Raw genomic sequence first — 8,578 nt, forward strand, 5'->3', positions numbered from 1 at the left:
GGAGGCCAGGACCCGGAGACCGGAGCCCGGGAGCCGGAGGCCAGGACCCGGAGACCGGAGCCCGGGAGCCGGAGGCCTGGGGCCGGGAGCCGGCGGCAGGGGTCGGCGGCCAGCGGTCGGTGGGTGGCGGCCGCCGGGTGGGGGCAGTCCGTCACGCGTCAGCGCGGCGCCGTGCCGGGGCCGGGTGCCGTCGGGCTCCGTTCAGCGGAGGGCTTCGGCGACCTCGCGCGCCGCGTCGACGACGCGGGGTCCCACGCGTTCCGGTACGGAGTCGGCGAGCATGACGACACCCACGCTGCCCTCGACCCCGGTGACGCCGAGGAGCGGCGCGGCGGCACCGCTGGCTCCGGCCTCGAGTTCGCCGTGGGTGAGCGTGTAGCCGGGGTCCACGGCCGGCTGGCGGCGGGCCTCGAGGATGGCCTTGCCGGCGGCGCCCCGCTCCAGGGGGTGGCGGAAACCGGCGCGGTAGGCCACGTGGTAGTCCGTCCAGGTCGGCTCGACCACGGCGACGGCCAGCGCCTCGGAGCCGTCCACGAGGGTCAGATGGGCCGTCGCCCCTATGTCCTCGGCCAGCGACCGCAGCGCGGGCAGCGCCGCCTCCCGCACCAGCGGGTGCACCTGACGCCCCAGCCGCAGTACCCCGAGCCCGACCCGGGCACGGCCGCCGAGGTCCCGGCGCACCAGGGTGTGCTGCTCCAGCGTGGCGAGCAGCCGGTAGACGACGGTCCTGTTCACCCCCAGTTTCTGGGAGAGTTCGGTGACGGTCAGCCCGTGGTCCGTGTCGGCCAGCAGCTTGAGGACCCTGAGTCCCCGGTCGAGCGTCTGGGAGGTCTCCGCGGTCACGACGCCCACTCCTTAAGTGGTGAGGTCGGCGTCCCTCCGCGCGGCGGTATACGTCACCGAGTCCCGTCAGTGACGCGCAACAGAGGCCGCCGATCGGTCGGCGGCCCGGGCAGCGGTCCCGGAGCCAAGTCGCTTCACGGCTGCGCTCCGCGGCGGCGCTGCCACGGGGCGTGTGCGTAGCGGGACATTAGCGAAGCCGGTTCGCTCAGCGGAAGCCTCCGTCCAGAATCCGGTCAGTGACCGGTTCGGACTACTTGCCTTTGTCCGGATACGCCCGGGCGGACAGGGGGGCGCGGGAGGCCCGCCGGGGGCGCAGGCGGAGAAACGGCGCCGAGAGCGCAAGGGTCGAATCCCCCGCCGGGGCGCAGGCGGAGAAACCCCCACCGGGGGTGCAGAGGGCGAAGCCCCCACCGGGAGCGCAGGAGGTGAACCCCGCAGCCGGCACAGGAGGCGAAGCCCCCGCAAGCGCGCGCAGGGGTGCAGGAGGCGAAGCCCCCGCCGGGGTCCGGGGCGGAGCCCCGTGGCGGGACCTGTCAGCCCACAGCGACGGGCGGGTGGGATACGGGGGTGCAGGGGGCGCAGCCCCCGCGTGGGGTCCGGGGCGGAGCCCCGTGGCGGTCAACCTATGACCCACCGAGACGGGCGGGTGGGCGGGAAACAAACCCAAAAGCCCACCGAAGCTCACCGCATCCGAGTAGCCCACTCCCGAACCTTCTCGATCCGCTGCCGCAACTGCCCGGCAGTGGCCTCCGCACTCGGCGGCCCCCCACAGACCCGCCGCAACTCCGTATGCACCACCCCATGCGGCTTACCGCTCTGATGGACATACGCCCCCACCAGCGTATTCAACTGCCGCCGCAGCTCCATGAGCTCCTTGTGACTCACCACGGGCCGCCGCTCGGCGGGCAGCTCCAGCAGATCCGCCTCCGCGTCCGGCTTCTTCCGGCTGTGCGCGATCTGCCGAGCCTGCCGCTTCTGCAACAGCAACTGCACCTGCTCAGGCTCGAGAAGCCCCGGAATACCGAGGTAGTCCTGCTCCTCCTCACTCCCCGGATGCGCCTGCATGCCGAACTCGGCACCGTCGTACAGCACCCGGTCGAACACCGCATCGGACTCCAGCGCCTCGAACGGCAGCATGTCCTGCTCACCGGTGTCCTCGTCCTGCTCCCGGTTCGCCTCCTCCATCTCCTTCTCGGACTCGGCGTACGGGTCCTCCTCGCCCTCCTTCTTCGGCTTGTCGAGGGCGTGGTCCCGCTCCACCTCCATCTCGTTGGCGAAGGTGAGCAGATCCGGCACCGTGGGCAGGAACACCGACGCCGTCTCGCCGCGCCGCCGGGACCGTACGAAACGGCCCACGGCCTGGGCGAAGAACAACGGAGTGGAGATGGTCGTCGCGTACACCCCGACCGCGAGCCGCGGCACGTCGACGCCCTCGGACACCATGCGCACCGCGACCATCCACCGGTCGTCGCCCGCGCTGAAGTCGTCGATCCTCTTGGAGGCGCCGGCGTCGTCGGAGAGGACGACGGTCGCCGCGCTGCCGGTGATCTCCCGGATGAGTTTGGCGTAGGCGCGCGCGGAGTCCTGGTCGGAGGCGATGACCAGGGCCCCGGCGTCGGGGATGGCCTTGCGGACCTCGGTCAGCCGGCGGTCGGCGGCGCGCAGCACGGCCGGCATCCACTCGCCGCGCGGGTCGAGCGCGGTCCGCCAGGCCTGGCTGACCGCGTCCTTGGTCATCGGCTCGCCGAGCCGCGCGGCGATCTCGTCACCGGCCTTGGTGCGCCAGCGCATGTTGCCGCTGTAGGAGAGGAAGATGACGGGCCGCACGACCCCGTCGGAGAGTGCGGAGCCGTAGCCGTAGGTGTAGTCGGCGGCGGACCGCCGGATGCCGTCCTGCCCCTCCTCGTACGTGACGAACGGGATCGGGTTGGTGTCCGACCGGAACGGCGTACCGGTGAGCGCGAGCCGCCGCGTCGCGGGCTCGAACGCCTCCAGGCACGCCTCGCCCCACGACTTGGAATCGCCGGCGTGGTGGATCTCGTCGAGGATGACGAGGGTCTTGCGCTGCTCGACGCGGTTGCGGTGCAGCATGGGCCGCACGCCGACACCGGCGTACGTCACGGCGACGCCGTGGTACTCCCGGCTGAGCGGGCCCGCGCTGTACTCGGGGTCGAGCCTGATGCCTATCCGCGCGGCCGCCTCCGCCCACTGCTTCTTCAGGTGCTCGGTCGGCGCGACCACGGTGACCTGCTGGACGACGTGGTGGTGCAGCAGCCAGGAGGCGAGCGTCAGCGCGAAGGTGGTCTTTCCGGCGCCGGGGGTGGCGACCGCGAGGAAGTCGCGCGGCTGCTCCTGGACGTACTTCTCCATCGCGCCCTGCTGCCAGGCGCGCAGCTTGCTGGCGGTACCCCAGGGCGCGCGCCCCGGGAAGGCGGGCGAGAGGTGGTGCGAGTGGTGTGACGAGCTGGAGCTGGCGGTGGTACTCACGGTCTCCGGTTCGTTCGTGGTGCTGGGGGCTCGGCTACGTATGACAACCGGGCCACCCTACCGGTGCCCCCACCGCCACTCGGGCCAACGGCGCCGCACCCAAGGCAGTTGCGACACGCGTCACAGATCACCAACGCCACCTGAGCGCGGCACCCCGGCCCGCTCGCCCCCGGTCGCCCCCGTACGCCGACCCGGCCCGGCTCCGTCGCTTCCCTGCGTCGGGCCGGCCCGGTCCGGTCCCACCGCACCGCCCACCACCCACCGCCGCAGGTCTCACCGCTCCCGCAGCCGCCTGGTCACCCAGGCTCCGGCCAGCGCCACCCCGGCCATCGGCAGGAACACCGCCGCGAACGCGGCCGGGTGGGCGGCGGAGCCGCCCGCTGTCGCCGTGGCGTGCGTCACCGTGCCGCCGCCCAGCGCGACGAATGCGGCGCCTCCCGCGGCGAGGAGGAGGACGTTGGACAGGGCGTCGGAGATCTGCAGGGCCGCCGAGTTGGCGCCGGCCTCCTCGGGGGCGGACAGCTGGAGCAGGAGCACGCTGGTGGAGGCGATGACCAGGCCCATGCCGAAGCAGCCGAAGCCCCAGGCGACCGCGACGGTCCACACCGGGACGGCGTGGACGAGCACGCTGGGCGCGGCGGCGATGGCGGCGGCCACCAGCACCATGCCGAGGGTCATCAGCCGTTCCCGGTACGGCGCGACGCGCGGACGCGACTGCACCCAGGAGCCCAGCGCCCAGGTGCCCCCGCCCGCGGCGAGCGAGAAACCGGCGAGCGTGGGCGACAGGCCCCGCTGGGTGACGAGCATCAGCGGCACGAAGGACTCGGCGGCGATGAAGGAGCCCGCCGCCACGCCGCGGAGCAGCACCACGGACGGCAGTCCGCGCGCCGCCCGCCAGGTGCCGTGCGGCAGCAGTCCCCGCACGGCCGGGACGAGCAGCGCGGCCCCCGCGGCCCCGGGCAGGAGCGACAGCCACCGCAGGTCCTGGGCCGCGTACTGCAGCAGCCCCGCGCCGAGCGAGATGCCGAGGGCGAGCCGGATCCGGCGCGGATCGAAGGAGGCGGCTGCGGAGGTCTCCCCCACGGTTTCCCCCGCCGGCTCCCCCACCGGCCCCGACGCTCGTCTGCGTATCTGCGGCAGGGCGATGACCAGCGGAAACACCACGAGCACCGGGATGCCGAGGAACACCCAGCGCCAGCCGAGGTGTTCGGTCACCGCGCCCGAGGCGAGCGGCCCGACGACCGACGGGACGACCCAGGCCGCCGCGAACGCCGCCATGATCGACGGCCGCAGCCCCTCCGGGTAGGCCCGGCCGACGACGACGTACAACGCGACGATCACCAGCCCGCCGCCGAGCCCCTGCACGGCCCGTCCCGCGATGAACACCCACATCGAGCCCGCGGTCCCGGCCAGCGCCAGCCCCGCCGCGAACGCCCCGATCCCCCCGGTCAGCGAGCCCAGCGGGCCCCGCCGGTCCGACCACTGCCCGGCGAGCACCATCCCGAACAGGCTCGTCGTGAAGTACCCCGAGAACGCGAACGCGTACAGCGACACCCCGTGCAGCTCCCGCGCCGCGACCGGCATCGCCGTGCCCACGGCGGTCGCCTCGAAGGCGATCAGCAGCACGACGGAGACGATCCCGACACTGAGCGAGCGATGGGCCCGGCTCAGCACACCCTCGCCCGCCTCGTCACCGGAGCCGACTCCGCCGGGGGCATCAGTGACGCCGGTGTCACGTGGTTCAAGCACGGTCATGCCCGCCAGAGTAAGGTCCAAGCCCGCTCTTCACCCCTGTCGGGGGTAGGACTCCCTTCTCCGGCCTTGGTCGTACGCCCCCTTTCATGAACGCCGTATGGCAGTCCCGTTGCAGCCCGTCCCCCTGCCTTGAACCGCCCCCACCCCCCGCCTACCGTCGATCACGAACACCAACACGGCCGTGTGCCCGAATGGTTCAGGGGCTCGCCTGCAAAGCGAGTTACGCGGGTTCGATTCCCGCCACGGCCTCTGTGGCCTTGACCAGGCAAAACAAAAGGGTGGCTCCCCCGAGGGGGTGCCACCCTTTTGGCTGTCCGTCTCAGTTTCCGTCTCAGTTCCGGAGCCTGAACCCACAGAGCGCCCCCAGTCCATCAGAGGTGACGGTGACGGTCAGCCAGAGCTTCCTACCGAAGCTAGCGGTGCTGCGCCCACCACACGAAGCCGACCACCACTGTGCTACCTGCCGCCGTGGCGGCGCCGCGGGTCATCGCAAACATCGCAGTAACGACAAGCCGCCGGGCTGTCTTTCTCGTCCACATGACCTGTTGCCCTCTCATCTACCGCCCGGGTCTTCCGAGCTCGGGTTCGAGCATCAGCGCGGACACGAGCGAGTTGGATGAGTAGAAGCCAGTCTTGAACATCTACGGACGTCACCACCTGAGTTCGGCTGAGATGCCATGCTGGTGGACGGTTTCGGACGGTCTTGGACGGGGGGCAAGCATGGGTAGACCGGGGTTTTTCCGCAAGCCGGATCTGACGGGCCGTGAGCACCGCGAGTTCAACGATGCTCTCCACCGGCTTCACCTGCTGGCCGGCCGGCCCAGTCTTACGGTTATGGCCCGAGAGGTGCGAGGGGCAGGGATTTCGCGAAGTTCAATTCACGACGCCTTCAGCAGCGTTCGTCTTCCGCAATGGCATGTCGTGGATGCGCTGCTTGAGATCCTTGCGTCCAAGGCTCCCGGTCTCACGGCCGAGCAGCAACTGGAGCCCATGCATGCTCTTTGGCTGCGCGCGGCCGAGGCAGAGCAGAGCCCGGTCAAGTCGGCGGCCGAGGGCATGGTGGCTGACGTCCAGAGAAGCATCCTGTTGTTCGACATCGAGCATTTCAGCGACCGCGATGATGTTGAGCAGGCATATCAACGCCGCATGCTGTACGAGATCGCCGATCACGTATTGGTCGCTGCCGGAATCACTGAGGCCCAGCGGCGACGTGCGGACCGTGGTGACTCAGTCATGGAACTGATCGATGCAAGCGCTTCTCTCACTGAGCTGCTGCGAGCGCTAATCACGGAGATGCCAAGGCAACTGCTTGCTGTCAACCGGGCGGCGTCCAGCAGCGTCCAGATCAGGATGCGCGGAGTCCTCGCGACGGGCCGCGTGACCATAGACGAGCACGACGGCTGGCTGGGGTCCGATCTCAACCGCGCCTGCCGCCTGCTCGATGCCGAGTTTCTGCGGAATGCGCTGCAAGAGGGGACCAACAACATCGCGCTCTGCATTTCCGATTCTGTCTATCAAGGGACGGTGCGGCACGGACACCCGCTCATTCCGCCGGAGAGCTTTCACCGGGTGACGTTCGACAGCAAAGAGGGGCAGATGACCGCTTGGCTGACCAGTCCCTCCTAGATCCACCACTTTGGTCAGACAAGACGAAGGGCGGCACCCCTAGGAGTGCCGCCCTTCTACTTATCCGCCTCAGTTGGCCGGTCCGAGCGCGCCAGCCGCGCCATTGCCGTCATCGTCAGGCCGGTCCGTCTTGATCTTCCAGATCAGCCCATCCACCTGCCGCGCGACATCGGCCCGCACGGCGTCCACCATGTGCTGATACCGCGCGGCCATGGCCGTGGTCGACCATCCCATGAGCCCCATGACGGCCCGCTCGGGGACACCGAGGATCAGCAGAACCGTTGCGGCCGTGTGGCGCGCGTCGTGCAGTCGCCCGTCACGGACCTTGGCCTCTGTTAGAAGAGCCTTCCACTCGGACCAGTCCCGGCGGTGGGATGGGCTACGGCCGTGCTCGTGGAATCACATCCCTTTCGGCCGCCTTGACCATTTCTGTCGTCCCTCTACTATCGGACTCCAACGCTACAGAATCATTCAGATGGGCTGCTGTTTCTGTTCTAGGATTGGCGTTTATCGCTGAACTGATATACGGAATCGTCGTCACCGTCCAACTAGCCCCAGGAAAAGTGGAGACTGAAGAGCAGAAAAAGGAAGCCGAGGTGAAAGAAAAGGCTGCCAAAGAAGAGGGAGAGACAAAATGAGAAGAAAGCGCCATTGGAAGGTAAGAGTCAAAATCAGTTCTCCCTACTACCAATGCATGTGTTGCCATGAGAGGCGTTTCCATCCCGATGGCTGCCCACTTGGGTATCTGCCGATGAGAGAGGCCTCTCGAAAACCGTGCCCAGGCATGCCGCAACCAGGCGGTGCATGAGTTATGTGAGACCGACCACCAGGCGTGGCGTAGGGCCAGGTCCCACGTTCCCCGAGCTGCGTCTTGTCCTAGTCTTTGTCCAGTGCACCGACGGCCGCCACCGTTCACCGCCGTATGCGCGACCCGTCTGACCTGCGTTGCGAACGCCTATGAACGCCCATGGACCGCCGCTCGGACAGTTGGAAAGCGTGTTGGGGGCGACCCCTCACGAGTTCGAATCTCGTATGCTCAGCCAGCCCGGGGCCGGACCACATCAAGCGGTCCGGCCATCTGGCGATCGGGCACCTCGGCGCCGGTCGTTATGTCTGTCGCCAGGGGTACCTGAGACGCTGGCCGAGCCACGTTGCCGGCCGGACGGCGCGCTCGGCATCCTGTCAGTCGGGAAAATACCGGATCAGACTACCCGGACGCGTTGCCCGGGTCTCAAGCCGGTCCTGACAGGTTCGGTGGTGTTCAGGCCCGCACGGATGCTGTGATCACCGAGGCTCAGTGAACGACTCTGGACGCCTCGGACGGAGATGAGCGAGACGGGAACTTAGACGCGCGCGACCTACTCCAAGAAATACCTGTACTCGCGTCTGCATTCCGCCCGCCTCAGACTTGAGGTGGCTCAAAGTAGGAGTTCGCAGCAACTGGTGGCCCTGCGGTAACAGCCCTTTCAAATACGTGCTGAGTGAGCCAGACGAACTCTTTCTCTCGTCTATTCACACTAGCATTGGCCCAGTCTATCCACTGCTGGCTGTAAATTCGCCAATGGCGGCGTGCGACCTCGCCCCTAAAGTGCACCTCTAACGTGATTCGAGTAGCTTCAAGAGTCATGCGACCAACCAAGTAGTCCGTGAGCCAAAGCCGATAGATCAAATTACAAAAGGTGTGTTGCCGTGTCTCCAAAAGCGTACAAGGCTCGGGCGGCGGATCCCAACAATACGCAAGCGTCTCGTCGTCCAGCGTGCGGAGTATAAGTTCTTTATGCATGGATGAACGGATCTCTTCATGCATGATACGAGTCTGCTTAGCCTGGTACCAGATCGAGACTAGTGCTCCGAGAAAGGCTGCTGC

The 8,578-nt window shown here is 68.3% G+C and carries 6 protein-coding genes, 1 tRNA gene and 1 pseudogene; 3 read left to right on the forward strand and 5 right to left on the reverse strand.

Annotated features, from left to right (window positions below):
- Positions 1–201 precede the first annotated feature (201 nt).
- The 3 genes from IE249_RS29800 to IE249_RS29810 all read right to left on the reverse strand — a co-directional run bounded on the left by IE249_RS29800 (position 202) and on the right by IE249_RS29810 (position 5,085).
- Positions 202–843 (reverse strand): IclR family transcriptional regulator, encoded by a 642-nt coding sequence (locus IE249_RS29800; RefSeq protein ID WP_189709752.1) that lies wholly within the window; start codon positions 841–843, stop codon positions 202–204.
- Between the two features lie 681 nt (positions 844–1,524).
- On the reverse strand, positions 1,525–3,330 hold the full coding sequence (locus IE249_RS29805; protein ID WP_189709754.1) for a DEAD/DEAH box helicase: 1,806 nt from the start codon (positions 3,328–3,330) through the stop codon (positions 1,525–1,527).
- Positions 3,331–3,603: 273 nt separating this feature from the next.
- Complete coding sequence (locus tag IE249_RS29810; RefSeq protein WP_189709756.1) at positions 3,604–5,085, reverse strand: MFS transporter; 1,482 nt, start codon at positions 5,083–5,085, stop codon at positions 3,604–3,606.
- Positions 5,086–5,262: 177 nt separating this feature from the next.
- Here IE249_RS29810 and IE249_RS29815 point away from each other — a divergent pair.
- Together IE249_RS29815 and IE249_RS29820 are read left to right on the forward strand one after the other, a co-directional pair.
- A tRNA-Cys gene (locus tag IE249_RS29815) sits at positions 5,263–5,334 on the forward strand.
- A gap of 384 nt (positions 5,335–5,718) precedes the next feature.
- Complete coding sequence (locus IE249_RS29820; protein WP_189709758.1) at positions 5,719–6,711, forward strand: hypothetical protein; 993 nt, start codon at positions 5,719–5,721, stop codon at positions 6,709–6,711.
- Between the two features lie 69 nt (positions 6,712–6,780).
- On the opposite strand, the pseudogene IE249_RS29825 reads toward IE249_RS29820, so the two are convergent.
- A pseudogene (locus IE249_RS29825) lies at positions 6,781–7,104 on the reverse strand (tyrosine-type recombinase/integrase); the annotation flags it as partial.
- Between IE249_RS29825 and IE249_RS29830 the strand changes: the two are divergent.
- Positions 7,086–7,349, forward strand: coding sequence for a hypothetical protein (locus IE249_RS29830; RefSeq protein ID WP_189709760.1), 264 nt, complete (start codon positions 7,086–7,088; stop codon positions 7,347–7,349). The pseudogene IE249_RS29825 and the gene IE249_RS29830 sit on opposite strands and share 19 nt — an antisense overlap.
- Before the next feature lie 764 nt (positions 7,350–8,113).
- On the opposite strand, the gene IE249_RS29835 is transcribed toward IE249_RS29830, so the two are convergent.
- A partial coding sequence (locus IE249_RS29835) for a DUF6082 family protein (RefSeq protein WP_229859541.1) occupies positions 8,114–8,578 on the reverse strand: 465 nt, incomplete at its 5' end.

This window comes from Streptomyces anandii JCM 4720, from assembly GCF_014650655.1.
Classification (GTDB): Bacteria; Actinomycetota; Actinomycetes; order Streptomycetales; family Streptomycetaceae; genus Streptomyces; species Streptomyces anandii.

Bases quoted from the DNA above. Each gene is read 5' to 3' on its own strand.
- IE249_RS29810 (WP_189709756.1), bottom strand. From the start codon at position 5,085: ATGACCGTGCTTGAACCACGTGACACCGGCGTCACTGATGCCCCCGGC.
- IE249_RS29830 (WP_189709760.1), top strand. From the start codon at position 7,086: ATGGGCTACGGCCGTGCTCGTGGAATCACATCCCTTTCGGCCGCCTTG.